Annotated in this window: 18 protein-coding genes and 1 pseudogene; 4 read left to right on the forward strand and 15 right to left on the reverse strand. The window is 44.6% G+C overall.

Features of this window, described 5'->3' with window-relative positions; genetic code table 11:
• Window positions 1–41 precede the first annotated feature (41 nt).
• From A3844_RS23150 to A3844_RS23175, 7 genes and pseudogenes are all read right to left on the reverse strand, one after another.
• Window positions 42–566 carry an ABC-three component system protein gene (locus A3844_RS23150; protein ID WP_074108586.1) on the reverse strand — a complete coding sequence of 175 codons (525 nt, stop codon included), beginning with the start codon at window positions 564–566 and terminating at the stop codon, window positions 42–44.
• On the reverse strand, window positions 556–711 hold the full coding sequence (locus tag A3844_RS32860) for a hypothetical protein (protein WP_167374726.1): 156 nt from the start codon (window positions 709–711) through the stop codon (window positions 556–558). The genes A3844_RS23150 and A3844_RS32860 overlap by 11 nt, the downstream gene beginning before the upstream one ends.
• Before the next feature lie 536 nt (window positions 712–1,247).
• Window positions 1,248–2,435, reverse strand: coding sequence for a DNA cytosine methyltransferase (locus A3844_RS23155; protein ID WP_074108587.1), 1,188 nt, complete (start codon window positions 2,433–2,435; stop codon window positions 1,248–1,250).
• Window positions 2,425–5,331, reverse strand: coding sequence for an ATP-dependent DNA helicase (locus tag A3844_RS23160; RefSeq protein WP_074108588.1), 2,907 nt, complete (start codon window positions 5,329–5,331; stop codon window positions 2,425–2,427). Before A3844_RS23160 ends, A3844_RS23155 begins: the two co-directional genes overlap by 11 nt.
• Before the next feature lie 785 nt (window positions 5,332–6,116).
• Entirely contained in the window at window positions 6,117–8,009 is a 1,893-nt protein-coding gene (locus A3844_RS23165) for a DUF2075 domain-containing protein (protein WP_074108589.1), read from the reverse strand.
• Between the two features lie 19 nt (window positions 8,010–8,028).
• Window positions 8,029–8,358: a MazG-like family protein gene (locus tag A3844_RS23170; protein WP_074108590.1), complete on the reverse strand. Its 330-nt coding sequence runs from the start codon at window positions 8,356–8,358 to the stop codon at window positions 8,029–8,031.
• 167 nt (window positions 8,359–8,525) lie between these two features.
• A pseudogene (locus A3844_RS23175) lies at window positions 8,526–9,091 on the reverse strand (SF0329 family protein).
• A gap of 774 nt (window positions 9,092–9,865) precedes the next feature.
• Between A3844_RS23175 and A3844_RS23185 the strand changes: the two are divergent.
• Window positions 9,866–10,324: a hypothetical protein gene (locus tag A3844_RS23185; RefSeq protein ID WP_074084296.1), complete on the forward strand. Its 459-nt coding sequence runs from the start codon at window positions 9,866–9,868 to the stop codon at window positions 10,322–10,324.
• 418 nt (window positions 10,325–10,742) lie between these two features.
• The gene (locus tag A3844_RS23190; protein WP_074108591.1) at window positions 10,743–11,225 is read left to right on the forward strand and encodes a hypothetical protein; all 483 of its coding nucleotides are present in this window, start codon (window positions 10,743–10,745) and stop codon (window positions 11,223–11,225) included.
• 130 nt (window positions 11,226–11,355) lie between these two features.
• Here the strand turns inward: A3844_RS23190 and A3844_RS23195 are convergent, their stop codons facing one another.
• Entirely contained in the window at window positions 11,356–11,553 is a 198-nt protein-coding gene (locus A3844_RS23195; protein ID WP_178381927.1) for a hypothetical protein, read from the reverse strand.
• A 183-nt stretch (window positions 11,554–11,736) separates the two neighbouring features.
• Here A3844_RS23195 and A3844_RS23200 point away from each other — a divergent pair, with 183 nt between their 5' ends.
• Window positions 11,737–12,066: a sigma factor-like helix-turn-helix DNA-binding protein gene (locus tag A3844_RS23200; RefSeq protein ID WP_074084293.1), complete on the forward strand. Its 330-nt coding sequence runs from the start codon at window positions 11,737–11,739 to the stop codon at window positions 12,064–12,066.
• A 409-nt stretch (window positions 12,067–12,475) separates the two neighbouring features.
• Window positions 12,476–12,817 (forward strand): DUF1801 domain-containing protein, encoded by a 342-nt coding sequence (locus tag A3844_RS23210; RefSeq protein ID WP_074108593.1) that lies wholly within the window; start codon window positions 12,476–12,478, stop codon window positions 12,815–12,817.
• A 161-nt stretch (window positions 12,818–12,978) separates the two neighbouring features.
• Here the strand turns inward: A3844_RS23210 and A3844_RS23215 are convergent, their stop codons facing one another.
• The 7 genes from A3844_RS23215 to A3844_RS23245 all read right to left on the reverse strand — a co-directional run bounded on the left by A3844_RS23215 (window position 12,979) and on the right by A3844_RS23245 (window position 21,316).
• Window positions 12,979–14,589 (reverse strand): bifunctional metallophosphatase/5'-nucleotidase, encoded by a 1,611-nt coding sequence (locus A3844_RS23215; protein ID WP_074108594.1) that lies wholly within the window; start codon window positions 14,587–14,589, stop codon window positions 12,979–12,981.
• 31 nt (window positions 14,590–14,620) lie between these two features.
• A complete protein-coding gene (locus A3844_RS23220) occupies window positions 14,621–15,448 on the reverse strand; it encodes a carbohydrate ABC transporter permease (RefSeq protein ID WP_074108595.1) in 828 nt (275 codons plus the stop codon).
• Window positions 15,449–15,460: 12 nt separating this feature from the next.
• The gene (locus A3844_RS23225) at window positions 15,461–16,345 is read right to left on the reverse strand and encodes a carbohydrate ABC transporter permease (protein WP_074108596.1); all 885 of its coding nucleotides are present in this window, start codon (window positions 16,343–16,345) and stop codon (window positions 15,461–15,463) included.
• Window positions 16,346–16,462: 117 nt separating this feature from the next.
• Window positions 16,463–17,758, reverse strand: a complete 1,296-nt coding sequence (locus A3844_RS23230) for an ABC transporter substrate-binding protein (protein WP_074108597.1) — start codon at window positions 17,756–17,758, stop codon at window positions 16,463–16,465.
• Window positions 17,759–17,994: 236 nt separating this feature from the next.
• On the reverse strand, window positions 17,995–18,849 hold the full coding sequence (locus tag A3844_RS23235; protein WP_074084287.1) for a response regulator transcription factor: 855 nt from the start codon (window positions 18,847–18,849) through the stop codon (window positions 17,995–17,997).
• Window positions 18,850–18,853: 4 nt separating this feature from the next.
• On the reverse strand, window positions 18,854–20,692 hold the full coding sequence (locus tag A3844_RS23240) for a cache domain-containing sensor histidine kinase (protein ID WP_074108598.1): 1,839 nt from the start codon (window positions 20,690–20,692) through the stop codon (window positions 18,854–18,856).
• A 315-nt stretch (window positions 20,693–21,007) separates the two neighbouring features.
• Window positions 21,008–21,316, reverse strand: a complete 309-nt coding sequence (locus tag A3844_RS23245) for a hypothetical protein (RefSeq protein ID WP_074108599.1) — start codon at window positions 21,314–21,316, stop codon at window positions 21,008–21,010.
• Window positions 21,317–21,542: the final 226 nt, after the last annotated feature.

The raw sequence follows: 21,542 nt of genomic DNA on the forward strand, positions 1-21,542 counted from the left end.
ATTTAGTACACTATGGTCAAGATCAAGATATTTATGTGGCTTTAACATTCCCCACCCTCTCCTAAATCACACTTCCAGTACATGTAATGCAACATAATCCAAATCAATCTTCTATCTGCCCTAAGTTCGATTGTATTATTCTCTAATATAAAGTTATATAGACATTCAAAAATCAAATCAAACTTTTCAAATTCATCTCGATGGATATTTATTTTTTGATTTAACTCATAAACTGTATTTTCATACATTTTTAATTCCGATAAATTAATTGGTGATTTTAAAAAATCTTCAATTTGTTGAAAATAACTCATACTCTCATCAAGAATTATATTAAAATATCTTACCGAGAGATTGTTAATCTGATTCTTTCTTTCAGCGTTAATTCGATTAACTTCATCTGTTACTTCTATCTCATGTCTTACGACCTGAGAAAAACTGAGAATAACCTCTTTAATATCTTGATCAAAGAATCTTAAGGGACTACCAACCTCATGAAAATGAATATTTAAATCGCGCCCAGCAGTTAAATTTCTATCTCCATTAATTTTAAACTTGTTACTTAACATTTATATTTCCACCTGCTGAAATATTACTATTACCTTTCACTTTAATATTTGTTTTTATTTTTTTCACTTCTTTTATACTATAAAAACTTATAGCTAAAGAGCTTATCGAAATAGCTGTCAAAATTAGTTCAAAAGTAATATCCATAGTAATCCCCCACTAAAATTTTATAGTGTCAAGATACCACATATTGGGTGATTTGTCATGATAGTCACGATAAAGTCATATAAGGCATCTGGGAAACTCAGATTCATGCTAATAATAACTTCAAAAAGTTACTCTTTTTTAATCCCTCACAATTCTCTAATCATTCATCAATAATGAACAATAGAATCTCTAACATTCTTTTTTCATTGTTTTTTGACACTCAATGTAGGACACTTTTAGTTCTTCGCTCTACTCATGATATAGTTCATCGTATTATAATAAATCGAAATCGAAGGCACCTGATTAGGTGCCTTCGATAGTTGGAACGGAGATTGGTAACTATATAACTCTCTATTCGCCGTTGCGTAAAGTACCTATTTGATGTAATTTTCCAAATAGAACGACTTGGGGAGATCAGCGAACGGAATAAAGAAGGAGCTATTTTAGGCTACTTAAAGTATGGATTAATGGCTTTTTCAATGATAGCTGATACGTGAACCATGTTCTGTCAGAGATACGATTGACGTAGGTACACTTCAACTCCTAGTATGAGTTTCTACCAACTTTTTATTCTTACTCCTCTTTGCCTTAATAATATACATCGCCAGTTTTATCACAGCCCCGCTTGCCTTCACAAGATCAATTGGTACTGCGTTACCAATTTGCAAAGCCGCCGCCGTAAGCGAGTCGCTAAAAATAAAATTGTCTGGAAAGGTTTGTAGCCGGGCCGCCTCCCGAATGGAAATACCTCTATCCTGTTCGTAGTGTCCGTATCGTCCCTTTGAATAGCGGAGGCATCCTCCTGTCATGGTCGGTGAAGGTTTATCTGCGTCCATGATCCCATAAACGTCCTTATGCCCTGAAAACACATTACCATTCTCATCTTTCTTTTTGTGGCACTCCAAAACTAAATCATCTGGTAATCCAGTCCGCGACCCTCCGTTTTGACGAATAATCTGCATGCGCAGGATATTTTTAGGAGATAATTTCTCACACTTATGGTTGTGTATTTCCCCGTCATCGGGGTATGCCTCACCAGCTTTGATTGTAGGTAAATCGCCGATGGCTTCCCTTACCGTCTTCCATCGCTTCAGCCCGTGCTTTTCAGCTTTGTCATGCGTCGGTTTCGGTAGTTGGAAAGAATAGCTATCAGCCATCAATTCATCATAGATGTCCTTTCGAACGGCGTGCAGCACAAACCTTTTTCGTATCTGCGGAACGCCGTAATCAGCAGAGTTGAGGATGCCTTCAACGACTACATATTGCTTTTTCAGGCGGTCAAGAAATTCGTCGAGGATTACCTTGTTGTACTCGGTTTTTATACCCGGCACATTCTCCATAAGGATGAACGGAGGAAGTATCTCTTCGATGACCCGCAAAAACTCGAACAACAGCAACTTACGCTCTGCAAGAGACTTGTTTTTGTTTTCGGGATTCTGTCTCGAAAAATTCTGGCAGGGTGGGCATCCCGCGAATAGGTAAATATCATCCTTCTTAATTCCGGCGGCCTTCAGAATAGCTTCACCACTCAAATTGCAGATATCGCCTTTCGGAACGCCGCGCAAAACGTTAACTTTTGAGAGCGACGGATAACCAAGGTATGTATCTACAGCACTATCCTCAATCTCCACGGCAGCTTTAACTTTAAACCCCGCCAAGGTCAGACCGCATGAAACCCCGCCGCAACCTGAAAATATGTCAATTGCTTCAAATTTAAATCTCATTCGTGACGCCTCCATCGTCTTCAAAAGCGATTAAGTTTTTTAAACCTGCAGGTGTATTAATTTGAGGCGGTAAGGCTTCGTTTTTGAAGGATTGTCTTTTTTGTGCACACATGGCTCTGAAATCACAGACCCCGCAGCTTTTCGGGCAAGCGCGCATGGGGAAGTCACTGTCGAGAATGCCTCTTACAGCCCACTCGACAACACCAATGGCATTGTTTACCGATTGCTTATCGACCGGTATCGCCGTTCTGCGATTATCCTTAAGTGTGTGGATATAGCCTGTCTCCACATTCTCACCAATAACTTCTTTGGCAGCTTGCGAATACAACTGAACCTGAACCGACATATCTCGCCAGTCATAAGCGGCAACATCTTCTGGCGTTTCCATTGATTTGAAATCGATAACGTCAGCTGTAGTGATTCCTCGTTGCAAGTCTTCGAGTAGAAGCAGGTCGATAGCGCCAGTTATCAAAGCATCCTTAACTGATATTTCAAACCGGGCTTCGTCTTGCCGCAGACGACCAAAGTCGGCAGCATACTGTTGAGAATATTCCATCAAGATCCTCTGTATAAGCCATTTTGCACGTTCATATGAACCGGGGCGATTAATCGGATCATTACTCGGAAAGACATGTTTCAGCATAAAGGTGGACTCGACAATCTCAGCCACTTCCTCCGCCGATGGAGCCCTATCTTTAAACTGCTGATGCATACGCTCAAGTATTGTATGGCTTGTTTTCCCAAAACCAAAGAGTTCTGGAACTGCCGCATTGTAACCATATATCGTGGACAACTTATATGAGTATGGGCATGTCAAATAACTTTTCACTGACGAAAAATCCGTTGGAAATTCGCTCTCGTCAAAGCGGGGTTGCGGCTCAATTTTCTCCGCCAAATCATCAAATGCTTTGTCCTCGCGCATCTTGGAGCTTGTATAGTCGGCTATGAATGTAGAACGTTTGCAAGCACGCTTCAAGTCCTGGTGATGCGTACTTCCGGTAAGGTAAAGAACCCTCTCGGCGCGAGTAATAGCAGTGTAAAAAAGACGCGCTTCGTCCTCAAGTCGCGTTCCATATGCTCCTCGGTTTATTGCATCAACCATCAGTTCATGCGGCAATTTTCCATTATATGTCGCCTTTTTGTGCGGAAACCTACTCGCAATTAAGTCGACCACAAAAACAACTGGGTACTCAAGCCCTTTGACCTTGTGTATCGTTGAAATATCCACCGAGTTTCCTTTGACAAGGTAATCTATTGACTCCAATTCATAACTGTTTATAGCGATATTACCAATAAAGTTAAGCATCTCAGCGTACCGGAAGGAAGAATCAATACTCGTATAGGTCTTTTCGACATCAAGGATAATCTTGCTAAATAATCCGAGGTCACGAAGCGCGGTCTCATCCTTAAAATCTCTTACGTTGAAAACATCGATTAAATCGTGCAAAAACTCCTGAGGATACACTTTTCGCCGTGCAGCGGAAGTCGATGCATGTATGTTTTGATGCCACTTATTTAGAATAGTAATAAACTTTGCCTCATTGGCATAAGGAAATACCGGAAGCACGTTCGACGCGAAGAATTCTAACGCTTCCTCGCGTGGCAAACCAGCTTCGCGTAATAACTCCATTGAATGCTGAACACAGATGGCATAAGGGCGGTCAAAGATGCCACCCTCCCCAGAGCTCTTGAACGGTATCCCGCGTTTTGACAATGCATCGGTAAATTGCTTATCCCTGTTATCTCCATTACTATTACGTATGCTTCGCAACAAAATGGCGAAATCACCATAGGTAAGACCTCGATATTTTTCCGTACCGTCCGGGTTAATTCCCTCCAAATATTTTGTCCCAATAAGGCTTTCGATCCGCTGAGCCACCCATTCAGCTTCTTCAATTCGGTTGTCAAACCACAGCTTGCGCAAATCCTGAATATTGCCGTCGGAATGCGATTTGATTTCTTTACTCAACCGAACAAGACTTATCGTACGTTGCACGAAGTTGTTTCCTCCACTAACTATCGCGTCAGTACTTCTAAAATTGACCAGAAGCCTATGAACGGCAACATCGGAATACCGTCTATTAAAAGTCAAAATGTTTTGCACATTTGCACCACGCCATCCATAGATAGACTGGTCGTCATCGCCCACCACTAGAAGCATATCAAGATGGCTTGCCAGCGTCCTGATGAAGTCTTCTTGAATGGGATTAATATCTTGGTATTCGTCTACTAGTAGGTGCTTGAATTTCGCAATGCATGAGTTTGCCTTATCCGTTATCCTCTTTAACTCCTGCACACCTAATCGGATAGCAAAAGAAAAGTCCATATAACCGTCGCGATCAAGTATTTCACCTAGTTTTGTCAAGCGGTTGAACAGCGTTGCATCGTATTGCTCAATGTTAGCCAAATCGATATTCTCATTGTTCATGGTTTGCCATGCGTCGACAAGTGGAAGAATATTCTCTTTGAAGTAACGTCCTTCTCCGTGACGCAGTCCAATCTGACGAAATCTTGACATCAAAAACAGTATTAATCCATTCTTATCAAGGATATCGTATTGCCGGTACTTGGCATTAATGTCACCGAGTAGCTTTTGGCAGAAAGAATCCAGAGTTCCGATGAACATTGCTCCAATATAGTTTTCAGGATATCCAAATTTCCGCAAAGCTTCGGCAACTCTGCGCTTAATAGATTCCGCAGCTTTTTCCGTAAAGGTGAAGGCTATAATACCTTCCGGTGCTTCACCTTTAGATACCAAGTAAGCGATTTTGTAAGCCAGCGTCCGAGACTTGCCCGAACCAGCACAAGCCAAACATAAAATATGCCGTGACTCATCAACTACAGCCTCGTACTGCTCATTATTTAAATTGGCACGAAGAATTTCTTCTGTGTTCATAGTGACCTCCTATTGTTAATGTAAGCAGCGAATCATCCATAAGATTATTGTTAATTCTCCATCAAGCTTTTTTTCTTGCTCAACATAAATAATGTCGGTTTTAACAAAGTTACGCAGTTTCTCACATTCGGAATGTTAAACTCAAAATGAAGTGCATATGCTATTTCATTTATTTAAAGAAATCAAAATCTTACTCGTTAAAGATTCTAAGAATTAAACCACATTTAACCAAGATTCACTCTAGTTGTACTCTATCCATTTTACTATGTTTAGGTATATTTTCCCACTCGCAATTATTTCTGCAAAACTAATAGGATAATCATAAGGAGAATCGCTATGTCTCCACTTTCAAACCGTTATAGTACCACACTCATGAATAGATTTGAAATAATAACCCTCGAGGTGCCTACCAGCATAGTGTACGGATAATGGCGTTAGCAATCATGCCTTACGTTGTATGTCATGCGTATTACCTAAAGACGAGGAACCACCAATCCTCAACTTTTGCCTCGTCCTTCGTACAACTGATGAAGCCGGAACAACAAACGCCTTGAAGGAACTGACATTTATGTAAGGATAGACAGCGACATCAGCAATCCAGAATTCTTATGGGAGGACCAAAGGTCATTGTTAAAGTTAAATAGTTTAATGACCTTATCTATTTCATCTGATAGTGTTTGCTCAAATATCTAGATATAAAAAACAGAGGAAAGGCTGGCACCGGGCCTCCCCCGAGCCATTCATCCTATCCTCCATCTTTTCAAATCAATGATATAACTCTCGTCTTATCCCGAAATTACCACTGAGCTTTGGATAGCCAATCTCCTTTGCAAGTACGCCTTTAAATGAGGATCTACACAGTAGATATAGCATCCCTTCGTTCCTCGGGTCATTAACGTCCTGTAGGTGTTTCGTATAATTTGATCGGCCATTCGGAGCGCCTCGTCCTTATCTTTCTTATACAAGGTCTTGAAGCCTGAAAGAGACTTATCTGTCTTCGCACGTTTGAACGGGTCGGTGACGATACGGTTATTCTCGTAACGCATATCTTCGCCAATGATAACTCCGACATAGTCAAATTCAAGTCCCTGTGAGGTATGTATGCAGCCCACTTGTTCGATGGATTCAGGGTCGATCGCCCAAGTCGTCGTATTGTTAAGGTTCCAGCTCATGAAGAATTGATAGCGATCTAATTGAATGTCATGGACGCCAGGATTGTTCTTGCCATCCGTCTTCCAATCCCAGCAGTATCCGGCAAGCATTCTTGCCTTATTGTTGATTTGATTCTTGCTGAAGATTTCGTCCCGTAATTCATTTGGGTCATCATAGAGTCGGATGTCATAGTCGAAATCGAAACCATCTGCGTTTGCCGTTTCACGGATATCGAGTACATCATCGAGCCATGCCAGATATCCATCGGAGCCATTGCACCGGAATTGAGAAGCCAATGTCAGCTCCGTAATATCTGCATCCATTTGTTCGGCATACCGTCTAATCTGCTCTTTGCTGCCAACATCGTGCATGGCGATCTTCTGATATTCATCGATGAAAAATACAGAAAACCGGGCAGCGCGGATAATCTCCATCGTTTGATTAATCCCTTTATTCTTGAACAGACCCGACTTTTCATTTAAGCGATGCGCCTCGTCAACAATCAAGCAACCGAATTCATCGGGCAATGCTTCATAGTATACGCCTGATCCCTTAAACAAGTTATCAATGAACGATTTCTTCAAGTTTTGCTGCAGCTTTTTCATGTATACGGCACGAGGCGCGCTATTCTTGGTTACATATTGGCAGACTAGTTCTCGTGCCGTAAGTTCTACCAAAAGATTAATTCCGAGAACCGACTTACCTGTCCCCGGTCCGCCTTCGACAATCAAGACTTGTTTCTTTCCCGACTGGGCTTGCTGTGCCAATCTTAACGCTTCCTCATAGACTACCTTCTGATCGTCAATCATGATGAATTCCTGATTCCCCTGCAACATGCTGACGAGTGAATCCTGCAACGATTTTGAGGGTTTAATTTTGCCATGTTCAATGAGGTACAGCGATTTGCTTCTATCGGTTTTTTTGATGTAGGTTGAGATAAACCCTCTTAACTTTAGAACATCCCCCTTTGAGAAGATAGGAGCTTCCTCAATGTATTGATTGTAGACAGGATGTAATAGAGGGTCGTTATCGGTCTGTACATAGTTATGTAAATAAGCACAAGGATAGAGTTGGACCGCTTCGTTCTGCACGGTCTCGTTATAATCCCTAATCAGCCTGGCATAAGACCATGCCTGAAAAGAAGGATGCGACGTTTTAGTCTTTGTTCCGTTATAGCGGGTTCTAACAAGGCCATCTGCATCCTCAACCGTTTCAACTTCTGACCATTGCTTAAGCTCGATGATGACGACAGAATATTGATCCTTCTCATTCAAGCCTGTAATCATGAAGTCGACTCTTCTCGAGGTCGCTGGAATTTTATATTCAATCGCGATTCCCACGTTATCTGGAATGGTTGATGTGTTTAATACTTTATATAGGTAGTTCATGGAATTGTTCCATGCGTTAATTTCGCCCATGGAAACCCTGCCGACTTTTTGGACGTACTGATTATGAATCTTTACCGCAATGCTGTCTTCGGTCACATCATTCATAAATTGCTGCTTGGTCGATTCATAAATAATCATGGTGTTCTCCCCTATCCGTTCACTGCCGCGTACCTTTTTTCGAACTTCCCTTGAAGCTGGATACCGGATACTTCTCCGCGTTTTTGTTTATTTTCTGAAGAATGGCATCCTTTACATCAATATTTAAATCATGAACGAGCGTTAGGGTATAGATGAGAATATCAGCGATTTCGTCCTGCATGTCAGAATAATGTTGCTCTATGGCTTGCTGGCTGTTCTTCCATTGGAAGAGTTCCAGCAGTTCGCTAGACTCGAGCGAGATGGAAAGAGCCAGATCTTTAGGATCATGAAATTGCTTCCAGTCCCTTTCGTCGCGGAATTGGATAATTTTCTCGATTAGTTCGTCCATTTGTAGCACCTCATCCTGTTGTTCTAATTCAATCTACTTGCTCTGTACAAAATAATGATAGCCCAATCCTCAATGTAAATCCACGAAATTCCTACAAATTAAACAGAAAAAGACTTCTGTTATCAGAAGCCCTTATTAAATCATATATCTAATCATGGCTCTGAACCTCATAATGTACCACGCCGCAACTCATAAAAATACCGCACAACCGGATGCTTCAACTCCATCTTTTCCACCATACCCACAATCCGCTTTTTCCCAACTCTCCGGTCCACCAAAGCCAGAATATTCAATACCATATCATTGCTCTCCAAGCTCTCCTCTATAGGCGTCGTTAAGAACTGATTAGCCGCCACGATAAAATTCGATTTAACGAGTGTAGCCTGTGCTGACATTAGCTCCTTGGCATGTTCTGTACTTTTTCTGCTTCTGGCCATTACGATTAGGCGATCCTCCGGTACTGGTCCCTTGGTGGCCTGTCTGACCGCTTCAATATCGTCGTCGCTGATAGGAATTTGGATATCCGGATCATTCTTAATTTCCAGCTCTGATTGATACCATCTAATCGGGTTCGTTTTATCACTCATATTGAGTACGTTCTTTTTATCTAACGAGATATAGCAAATCCCTGATCAGGCAGATAACGGTAACCGGGTGCGCGGTATTCTACCTTTCCATGTAGCGCCGGGCTGAGAAAGCCCTCCAGTTGTTGCTTCAATTTGCTCCAGGACATGTGATCCCCCTCCCATATCAAATACCCTCACAAAGTGGGGCTTTAGCTTCGAAGATGACTCAGGTACTTGGGGACCCCAAAACATATTTTTAGAAACAGAGGAAAGGCTTGTTGGCTCCGGGTTGGTCCCCTTCCCCATTCTGCCGATCCTCGATTTTTTTGCGTCATTTTCTATTTTCACACGGATTTCTCCAATCTGGGCAGCCTAATCTCCAAGTGCCTCTGCCACTGTATATACAGAATAATGTCATCATAAATTACCAAGCAATCGATAACCTTAGGTTTATTTTCTCTATTCATCCAAAAGTGTTCCACATCAATTGTAGTCGGGGTGAGATAAAATTCATGTTCTAATGTCATGTAATCCTCCTGAAATTCCGTACTACATAACCCCCTCCTCAGGTTCACCAACATTAAACCCTAATACTTTTGTTGCTTCTGATTTAAACCGTTCTATCCAAGAATCCCATTCACTCTTATTCATCTGTGAAACGAAACTGAGCTATTATTCGCAGCAGCTTGCGCGGGGTATCCTCAAGCACTCTGCCGTCCTAATGATGGCTGATATGTCACCCGGATAAGGCCGTTCCGGATTGCATCTAGCATCTAGGAGAGCTCCGATGCTTAGGCGTTCGACTGCCCAGAGTACTTATTATTTATGAAAAAAACAAAAATAGAGTGTTGTTAAACTCGACGAAAGACTTCCCTATATAGTGAGACAGCAAAGCGCGCTGGTGGCTCAAACAAAAATATCATTTTGGAGGTAGATTAATTATGGCAAGAAGTCGTGAATATGCAGCTTCTATTACGGTTAGTATTGCTCAACTGGAACAAATGCGTGACGCACAGAACTACTCTTATATTTATGGGCATTGGGGTGACGGTTCGGCTGATAAAGTGGGTTTGACTGGTGCACTGGCAGGATACTCTGCTACAATCCTTGGTCTTATTTTTGTGGCTAGCACGCCTGCTGGGATTGCTGTGGGTATTACAAGTCTTGTAGCAAGTTTATTTGCTACAACAGGTAATGATACAGGACATGTTATTCAAAACGGGGTTACATCCATGACTGAAATGATTCGTGGCTTGAAACCTTTAACTCGGTACGATCTGTTTCAAATCCGGTTCCCTTTCCTTGAATTCAGTTTGCAAGATGGCACAGTTATTCGTTTTATTTCTGGTAATGGGGTTATTGAGAGAGCCCATTCCGGTAGTGGTTGGGAGATCGTTTAAGTCTAAGTATCATAAAAGCCTGATACATCCAGTATCAGGCTTTTTCCTTGTACAAAACCACGAGCGTTATCTCTGTAATTATTGAATAAAGACTCGTAAGTGTTTTTTATTGGCAAACCTGCTTGGAAAAGTACCAAGCCCATTACTCACAAATAGATCGATGAAGCATTGAGTAAGGTCGAGTCTGCATGAAGGAGAAATAGTTCCTGAAATAGGTACGAGAAACAGGAAAACACCCATTCCACCGCAAAATGGTATATAATTGGAAATGAATAGGTGAAGGATATGCAACACATGGCAACATGTAAATTACGAAAGCGAATTATCCTGCCATTCTTGTGTCTCTGGTGGGCAGAAGGGAGTGACAACAAAGAGAAGACAGAGGATTAATGAATAAGGAGAAAAGGACGTGATGTGAATGAAACTGCTGAAAAAAAACGTAATAATAGCAATAATTGCGATTGCTGGTATTATTGTTTACGGAATTTATTATTTTATGAGCTTAACTACAACTATGGATAAAGCAGTACTTAATAAGCTCAATCAAACTGGTGTTACTCTTCAAATTATCCGCTTACCTCTTACTACCGATTCAGCTCCAAGTAAAGAAGTAAACATCACTGATCAAAATCAGATTAGTAATGTGTTTAAATACATGTCCAATCTTAAATTAAAGAAAATATCTAATTTTAAAAAACTAGATGCCACCTCAGAGTATGACGTGTTTATTTATTCAAAAGATAATCATAAAATCCTTTTCCGTGTCGCATTCCTAAGTGATAAATACGTTTACGTATATGATAAAAACAACAAAGAAACTATACAAAATTATTCCATTACAAGTGATTTTGACTTTAAATCATTTTCGGATATGCTCGAACAATCACTTAATTCGCAATAAATGAGGGGGCGATACCATTGACCTCTCCAACACCGTATATGATAGGAATCGATAAAAATACGATTCGTTTAAAGGGAGCTGCGGCTATCGCAGCTCCCTTCGTCTGTTGAATCCATACAGTAGGTCTGTCTTATTTTCGTTCCATAATTTTAAAATTGTTTTGTTTCTCCTCCAGCATCTGAATGGCCTGTGTGAGCAATTTCAATGAAGCATCCAGTTTATCTAATTTCTCCCCTACGGTGTCCAGCACATAACGAATCAGAATAAAGCAGAGTGTGACCGGAAAACCTACATTAGTTATTAAGGTGACAACATCTTCGATCTTCAAAGTTTCCCTCCTTCCTGAATCCACGCTTTTAAGGTAGGGAAACGGCATGCTCGTTTCACAACCATTACTTTTCATTCAAAAAAATGGTATAATTTATAGAAACATATGTTCCCATTCGGTTGTTATCTCCCTCTTTAAATTTACCTACTTATATAAGCTATATTAGAAAGGAGAGCACCATAATTGGAACAGAGCGAATATAACCGTTACAAGACTGAAATTTATCGTATTGGCTGGAGATTGCAGTATAGGGCTAAAAAGATAAGAAGACGAGAGCATGGTTTTGACCGTGAATTCCCTGCACCTTCTTTCACAGAGTTATCAGATAACAAGGTGGCGGTGGAGCAGATACTTCGTACGCTCTCCTCCTATGAAAGAACAATTTTGCAAAAAATATATTTGGAAGGCTTGTCGGAAGCTGAAGTTGCCCATCAATTCAACATAACTCAACAGGGGGTGAATAAATGCAAAAGGAAGTTGCTTCAGAACCTATCACAAACAGCGAATTTTTAAATCTCTTAAATGCAGCCAGGAACAAAGACTCGGATGCAACCCTACAACTCCTTGAGCTGTACAAGCCGGATATTCTCCGCTTAGGTCGGTTTATACATTTACCAAAGGAAGACGTAAGTTCTGAAATTATTGTGGAGTTTCTGGAATTAATTTATCGAGAAAAGAAATAAACCGTAAAAAAAATATAAAACCCTCTCAGTGAAAAGAGGGTTTTCACATCTTTTTCAATGATCGCGAAATTCGCATTCCGCCAATGATATATACGAAGGATATGATTTTAATAACCCTGTATGTCAGCGAGAAACCTGATTTCTTTATGACTATACCTATATTTCCTGGAAAAATGTGTTTATATTAATATAAAACCCTGACGAGAAATAAGCGAAGGATTACGGGAGGAGAAGTTCATATGAGCCAAGAGGTTACCGAGTTTATCGAGAAGGTCAAAGAACCGTGGCAAGCCAGTCTATGCCATGAATTACGCCAAGTAGTCCACAATGCAATTCCCGACGTTCAGGAGCGTATTCAATACAATAAGCCTCATTTTCTGAAGAACAAAAAATATGCAGCCGTGATCTCTATGTCTAAGGATGCTGTCAGCTTCACGATCTTCAATGCGACTGGGCTGGAGCTTCCCGAAGGATTGTTCGACGGCCCTCCCGAACGGAAGACGATCAAGTTCCGAAATGGTGAGCAGATCGATGCCGGAATGCTGACCAATTGGGTGAAACAAGCCTCCCAGAAGCTCTAGCACAATAAGAAAAGGGCTCCTGTTAATCAGAAGCCCTTATTAAATCATACAGCACATTATGGCTTTGCACTCTACAACGTCCCACGCCGCAGCTCATGTAAATACTGCAAAGCCATAATTTCAATACCCTATCACTTCTCTCCAGGCTCTTCTCTATAGGGCTACCCTACCCCGACAATCGACCAATTATTATCGACTTCCGGCGATAACGTCCCCTGTTCCTTGATGTAGCTGACCAGCATATCGCGGACGCTGCAGGACGACTCCCAATGTTTAGCCCTGCTAACCAATTTGGACGCCTTCAATAAGCTGCTGTAGCGGTAATTGTTGACGGCAAGCTGCAGCTGCTGCGTATCGGCAAGCGGTTGGCCTTGGTAGAGCACATTGATGATCCGGTGACCGGCTGGCTGTGACAGATCGATCTGATAATCGATCCCGGCGAACATGTCATAGAGGTAACTGGGCACCTCAGGATTGGCAGTGATCTCACGATCACCCGGCTGCCACTGGTTGAAATGCGTGGCCGAGACTTCCATATAGGCTCTAAGCTCTTGGCCGGTTACCGTCACAACGTACAGCACATTGTCGAATGGATAGATTCGGTACACATCAGCGTAAGTTAACGGCCCCTGCTTCAAATCCGCCGTATCTGCGAACAGGCTTGTGGCGGCAACATCCGCCCCGCTGGCCTGCAGCATCGCCTTCTGAATCAGCGTAATAACTGCTGTATCCCGCAATCTTCCCGCCGGTACTCCGCCCGTCTCGGCCTGCGGCTGGAAGTCGGCGACCGCATAACCCAAGAGGCTGCCGGCTGCTTCTGAAGAGGAGTCTCCGCCTCCCTGGCCGCTGAAGGTCATCGTCTCTTCATGCGCTTCTGCAACCAGCTTCCGGAATTCAGGGTCCGGCTCCCAGCCAGCCATATCCACAATCGAGACTTCCTTGTTCACCACCCGGGGCTTTGCACCCTCCAGCTGAACGGTCAGGTCGAAGCGGACCACCTCCCGTCCCCGGTCGCGCGGCCCTCCAATGACGGTATCCCCGATCCGTTCCTTAACGGTAATATGCATATGCCCGACGAGCAGCACATCTGCTTCAGGAACCAGCTTCGTAATGCGTTCAGCGGAATCCGAGCCGCCTTCTTCATCGAACTCGGCCACCATTCCCGCATGAGCGCTGATGACAATAATGTCGGCCTTGCCTTCAGCCCTCAGGGAGGCAGTAATCTGCTGCGCCGTTTCAGCCATGGGGCCAAAGTGCAGCGCATCCACCTTCCCGGCGTCCCAGCGCGGAATATTAGGATTAGTCAGTCCGATCACTGCGATTCTGACACCTTGGATCTCAATTAGCGTATACGGCTCTGCGAACCGTTCTCCGCTGTGATACGCGGCATTCGCAGCGAGCACAGGGAACTCCAGCTCCTGCCTGAACTTCCCGATCAGGCCAAGCCCGAAATTAAATTCATGGTTGCCGAGGGTCATGGCCGCATAACCCATTGCATTCAGCGCAGCCGAGACCGGATGTATGCCATCCGGCCGCTTATTGTAGATATCATCAGTCAGCATATTCCCCTGGAACACGTCACCGTTATCGATGAGGATGACTTCCGCTCCACTGTCTCTGACTTCCCTGACATAGGCGGCGACTCTGGCCATCCCGTCATTCGTTGTCTCGTGGCCGTCTTCATACCGGTAACCCCACAGATTTCCGTGAAGATCCGAGGTGGCGATTATTACGATATTCAATAGTGTGCTGTTACCAGCCAGTATAGTCATCTCTTCATCCTTCTTCCGTCTTCCGCCCTAATTACTTCAGAATCGCCCCTGCGGTAAAACTCTTCTCCATCTGGTCACTGAACAGCACGTAAGCCAGCAGAATGGGCAGTGTGGATATGACCATAGCTGCTGCCAGCGGCCCCCAGCTGATGCTGTATTGACCGCTGAAATTCATCAGGCCCAGCGGCAACGTCCTCAGCTCTTGCTTTTGAATAAAGGTAGCCGCCATCAACAGCTCATTCCACACCGCCAGGAAGACGAAGATCGCTACCGAAGCAAGCGGCGGCTTGAGTAGCGGCAGCACTACCTTGAAGAAGGACTTCACCACCCCGCAGCCGTCCATAAATGCGGCTTCTTCCAGCTCCTTCGGCATGGTCCGCAGAAAAGCTGACAGCATGTATACGCCAATAGGCAAATTCACCGCGATGTACGGCAGAATAATGGACAATCTTGAGCTAAGAATTCCCAGATTCTTGAGTATCATGAAGAGCGGAATTAGCGTAGCATGAATCGGAACCATCACACCCATCAGAAGCATGAACAATATGAGACTGTTATATTTGAATTTCATCCGTGTTAACGCATACGCCATCATCGAAGCAAACAGCAGCACAAACAAGAGTGTAACCAGCGTGACAATCACACTGTTCCCAAAGTATTGATTCACCTTGGCACTGACCCACGCCTCTGTAAAATTGCTTAAGCGCCACTCTGTAGGAAGCGCCCAGACGGTCCCGCCAATAATCTCCGAATTATCCTTAAAGGCACTGATCACAAGCCAGTAGAGCGGAAACAGCTGGAGGACGGCGATAATCATCATCAGGATATAGATGCTTGAATTCTTCGTTTTTCTGAGCATGACCGTTCCTCCTTAATATTCAATTTTCTCTTGGGTCAATATTTTATTTAGCACCCAGGAAATCACGAGGCATTCCAGCACCATAAATACCGCAAGCGCACTGCCATAACCGAAATTCTGCCTCAGGAAGGCTTCCTGGAACATTTTCAGCGCAATCACTGTTGTTGAATTCAGGGGTCCCCCGTTAGTCATTACGTACACACTTTCGAACGTCTTCAGGGCATAGATCACATTCAGGACGATACAGATCCGCAGCACATCGGACAATAGCGGAAAGGTAATATGACGCACAGCTTTCCAGCCTGTCGCTCCGTCCAGCTTCGCCGCTTCATAATACTGCTCCGGTATCCCTTGCATCCCGGCGAACAGGATCAGCATATTGTAACCGACATAATGCCAGGTAGTTACGATCAGGACGGACAACAATGCCGTCTTCGTATCTCCAAGCCAGGCCCCCGTCCAGGCACCCAGTCCAAGGGTATCCATCAATGTGTTCAGCATGCCGATGTTCGGATCATAGATTTTGACCCACAGCAGGCTGACCATTGTCGTTGACATCACTACCGGAAAAAAATATATATTGCGGAACCATTTACGTCCCTTCATCTTCCGGGAGACCAGCAGCGCCAATGTAAACGAGACCGGCAGCTGGATAAACACGCCTACCAGCAAGAAAGCAAGGCTATTCCATACCGCCTGCCAGAAGCTTTTATCCACCGTAAACATCTTGGTGTAGTTGTCCAGTCCAATGAAGGTCATCGGGTTAATGCCATCCCAATCCTGGAGACTGTAGTAGGCGGTCATCACAATAGGCACAAAATAAAAAATCAGAAAAACGAATAATCCGGGCAATAAAAACAAAGCAATTATTTTTTTATTAGAGAGTGCTTTTTCCATCACTTACCCACCTGTCCAATTACAGAAAGTCGATGCGGTCCTAGTGACTGCATCGACTTTCCTGGAATATTGTATTAAACGCTGCCGCCCTGAGCGGAACAGTGTAAGGAATCCTTCTTACTTGGCTGCATGCAGCAACGTCTCCAGCTGAGCAGTGAACTCATCGGCTGTGAGCTGCCCGCCATATAATGCTTGTGTCAGATCACGGTATTCCTGGCCTACATCTGCTGACAACAGACCGAACCACATCGCCTGTGTTTTGGCAGTCTGTTTAATATCCGCAGCATACGCTGAGAGCTCCTTATTCTGTGATTCGGACTTCACCTCGCTCTTGGCGTACCCAGGGAGACCTTTTCTGACAAATTCATCATTAAGCTTCAAAGATAAACGGATGGCAAATTCCTTCGCTTCCTCCACATTTGCGGAGCTATTGTTCACGAACAAGGAGTATGGCGCTTCAGCGTTCTGGAAGCCGATAGTTGCACTGAGGACATCCTCTGCCCCCGTTTTTGGAAACGCAATATAGCCCAGATTGTCGCCCATTGCCTTAGACAGGGAGGAGAAGTTAAAGCTTCCGTCGATCCACATCGCAGCCTTATCATTCTTGAACAGCTCTTGTGCATCCAGGTAAGCAGAGCCGAGGAAGCCTTTCTGGAAGGCATTCGAATTCACCAGGGTGGTCACCTTATTCGCCGCCTCAACGAATGGCGCATCTGTGAACTTCGCCTGTCCGTTAATCGCCTCATCGAAGGCGTTCACATCCTCACGGGCTACGAGCATATTGTAGAGCAGGTCCGCTTGCCATCTTTCTTTTCCGCCCAGTGCAATGGGAATCACACCTTTATCGTTTGCAGCTTTAATCAGCGCCTGAAGATCATCCCATGTTGCTGGAGCAGCAGCGCCAAGTTCGCTTATCAGCTTTTTATTATAGTAAAGAACAAGGGTTGTACTAATGTTAGAAGGAACCGAATAGATGTTGCCATCCTTTTCCGTCACCAGCTGGTTGTCCAGGAATTGTGCGCCCAGGCCCGTGGAATCGAGGGTATCATTAAGCGGAGCCACTGTCTTCGACTGCAGAACAGGGGTGCGGTAGGACTTGCCGGCATGCTGCTGGAATACATCCGGAAGCTCATTTGCGGCAAGCGCAACACTCAGTTTGGTTTTGTAGGTCTCATCTTGAATGTATTCATACTTCAGTTCAACGCCCATTTCCGCTGCGGTAGCCTCAGCTGCTGACTGGTACATCGGATCTGCATCGAAAATCCACAGCGTGACAGATTTCTTACTATCCGCTGCCGCCGCTTCCTGACCCTGGGTTCCCCCATTATTGGCTTCCGCACCTCCACACGAAGTAAGCACTACACTGACGAGCGCAGCGGACGCTGCAACAACCCCAAACTTTTTACCAAACATCTGATTTGGACCACCTTTCACAATTTACGGATACGAACCACAGGTACAATCTTAACAAGTACGAAGCCAGGTTCGAATGGAGATATATTGGCTTTGACAGTAAAATTTTTAGGTATGTTACGTTACTTTACATGCACTTTACATTTCTCCTTATCAATAACATTAGGTTTACACAATAACCGTTTTGCATCAACAAAAAAGCCCGGTTGAATAACCGGACTCCTGCTGGCGATGGCTCAATATTTCCCGGAATAGGTTCCTCCGTATACTTTATTCGGGGTAATTCCGTACTTCTTCTTGAAGCATTTGCTGAAGTAGAACGGATCTCTGTAGCCGACCTGATGGGCGATCGTTGCTACCTTGGGAACTGAAGCATCCTCGGTGGCCGCCCCCTGGCGCAACAGCTCCATGGCTTTGCCCAGGCGGATATTTGTCATATACTCCACGAAAGACTCGTTGGTCTCCTTCTTGAAGACATGACTTAAGTAGCTCGGATTCACGAAGAGGGCACTCGCTGTGCTCTGAAGCGATAAGGTATCCTCGGCATAATGTGCAGTCACATACGCAGCCGCTTTATGGATCAGCCGTTTCCCGCTGCCCTGGCGTCCTCCATCCTCGGAAGTCTGGTCCGCGGCCGGCTGCCCCTCGTAACCCGCCTCTATTTTCAACCGGTTAATGTAACGTTCCTCTTCCCATTTCTCCTGCAACTGCGCACGGATGGTATTAAGCGCCTGTTCAACCGCCTCCTCATCAACGGGCTTCAGCAAATAATGATCCGCTCCGAGCGAGATTGCCTGCTGGGCATAGGTGAAGTTATCGTAGCTTGTGATGAAAATCAGCTTAGCCGCTGAGTCTAAGGCACGGACGGCCTTCACAAAATCGAGCCCGTTCATATTCGGCATTTCAATATCTGTAATAATCAGATCAATCGGCTGTTCCTCCATGATCCTCAAGGCTTCCGAACCGTCCTCCGCCTCTGCAACCACTTCGAAACCGGCAGAAGTCCAGTCTATCAAATGGATCAGCAGCTGCCTGAAATAATATTCGTCATCTACGATCAGGACGCGTGCTGCCGGTGCTGTAGTTCTCATTCAGCTATCCCCTCCCCTGCTCGTCCGCTTGCATAATCAGCGGCAACCGTACCTTCACTTCTACTCCATGTCCCGGTTCAGACGACAGGACGATACCATAAGCTTCGCCGAATCTCAGCTGAATCCGGTCCTGGATATTCTTAAGTCCGAAGCTGTACTCCCCTTCTTCACTGGAACTTAACCAGATCTGCCGCTGTTCCTCTTCACTCATGCCTTTGCCGTTGTCACGGACTATAAAGCACAGAATACGCTCCTCTCCCGAACTTTCCATAGAGCCGGTAATCTCACATAAACCTCCGTCCGGCATCCCTCTGATTCCATGGTGAATCGCATTCTCGACCAGAGGCTGGAGCAGCATCGTGGGTACTTGGCAGGACTCGATTCCCGGTTCAAACGAAATCCGGTAATTCAGCTTTTTGAAGCGGATCTGCTGAATGTAGAGATAGCTCTCCAGATGCTTCTTCTCCTGTGCAGCCGCAATCAATTCCTGTCCGTTGCTAAGTGAAATCCGGTAGAACTCCCCAAGCGCCTTCAAGATACTGCTAATCTCCTTAGCATTCGTCATCACAGCCATCGCACGAATCGTGTCCAGTGTATTATATAGAAAATGCGGTTTGATCTGCGAATACAGCAGCCTCAGCTCCAACAGCCGCTTGGTCTTCTCTTCCGTTTCAATGGTTAGCATCAAGTCCTGAATATGCTCGACCATCTCATTAAATGTCGCACCCAGCCTGCCTATTTCATCCTGGCTGCCGGCAGATGCGCGTCTCTCGAAATTCCCGGCTCCCACCTCAACAATCACCTCACTGAGCTCGCTAAGGGGCCGGGTCAGCCGGCGCGCGAATACAACCGACAGGACCATGGCGGACAGCATGCTGATCAGCCCGAAAACGGCTATTGACAAGGCGATCTTCCAATACCCGCTCGTCAATTCCGAAGTGGGGACAAGGTGGATTACCTTCCAGCCATAGGGATCAAGCCTTTGTAAGGATACCAGATAACGCTTGTCTCCCACCCGCTCGGTCCGGCTTCCTCCCGATGCCGACTTCACCCACCGGGCAAGCGACTGATCCTCAACGGTGCGGCTGACGAGTGCAGCTTCATATGCGGAGATCACCACTCCCTCTTGGTTGATGACCAGGGTAGGATTCTGATTATCCTGTTCATCATGGTACAGCCGGGCGAGCGTCCGTTCGTCAATATTGACATAAATATAACCGATCGGCGTCCCCTTCTCCATGCTCATAATGACTCTGCACACACTAATCATATGCTTAGCAGTCATCCCCGACAGAAATGAAGGCTTCAGCGTATCTACCCAGACCGCACCGCCTTTTGCCGCATCAATCTTATCTTTGGGATAGATGGCGAGACTCTGCGAAGTCACACCGGTCAGGTTGGAGGTATAGTAGAGATCGCCCCCGATCGATTCGATAATGACCGAGTCGATGTTAGGCTCTGTCTCCAGCATTGCAGCCAGCGTGTTATGTATGGACTTCAGCGCCGAGACATCCCCGTCTGCTCCGGTATCCCGGCTAAGCACATTCTGTGTATCCTGGTTAATCAGAGCAAATTTCGAGAAGTTCTGAACCGATTGGAATACGGTCTTCATAGACTGGCTTACCAGCTTCACTTCCTGCTGCGAACTGGCCGAAGTTCTATCGAGCGTCTGATTAAAGACAATTCTATGAATACTTAGAACGAATATCACCAGAGCCAGTAGAACAATAAGGATGTTACTGATTAGAATCTTCCTCCGAAGCGGCATATTCTGTCTGAACGCCAAAGATTGAACCGCCTGGAATTTCTTCAAGAGGGATTGGTGAGACAGTAGCTTCTTCATATTCCCCTCCGATGGTTGTTGAATCGTTCAGTATAATCTGCCTGCTTGTTATCCCTCACTATTATACACACCCATTCAACTCTATCGGAAGACTGCAATTTATCTCCATAAATTTCTTTTAAATTTCAACCACCTGCTCCAGGACATAGTAATCCCCTCTCATATCAAAAAAAAGGAAAGGCTTGTTGGCTCCGGGCTGGTGCCCTTCCCCATTCAGCCGATCCTCGATCTTTTTGCGTCTTTTTCTATTTTCACACGGATTTCTCCAATCCCGGCCGCTTAATCTCCAAGTGCCTCTGTATACTCATCTATTACCTAATGAAACCCATCCTCAGGTTCACCAATATTAAACCCTAATGCTTTTGTTGCTTCTGATTTAAACCGTTCTATCCAAGAATCCCATTCACTCTTATTCATCTGTGCATAAAATGATAATCCACTCGGCTCAACGGATGCCTGAATAAAAACATCATCATCTTCCTGCCCAAACCAGTGTGGAATTCCATCTGTGTACCCTTTCCAACCAGGCATAAGCTCATATATATTAGCAACTTTATTCCATACTTCATCAGGTAGATGAGCCCATATATTCAGATTACAATGATGAGAGTGTATTCTATCCATTTGCCTCTACCTCCATCGTGAAATGCCTGATGCCTTTATTTTTGATAAAATCAATCATTGTATAGTCACAACCTCCAATTAAACTTCGTTCCCATCGTACCATATGTTGGAATTTCCGTCCTAACGCAAAGTATTCACTTATAGTTGCCGAAAAGATGTGCCAGCCATTCCTAGCCTAGACAAACAGAAAAACCCTCTCAGTGAAGAGAGGGCGATCATTCCCAGG

The organism is Paenibacillus helianthi, assembly GCF_001909055.1.
GTDB classification, from domain to species: Bacteria; Bacillota; Bacilli; order Paenibacillales; family Paenibacillaceae; genus Paenibacillus_AQ; species Paenibacillus_AQ helianthi.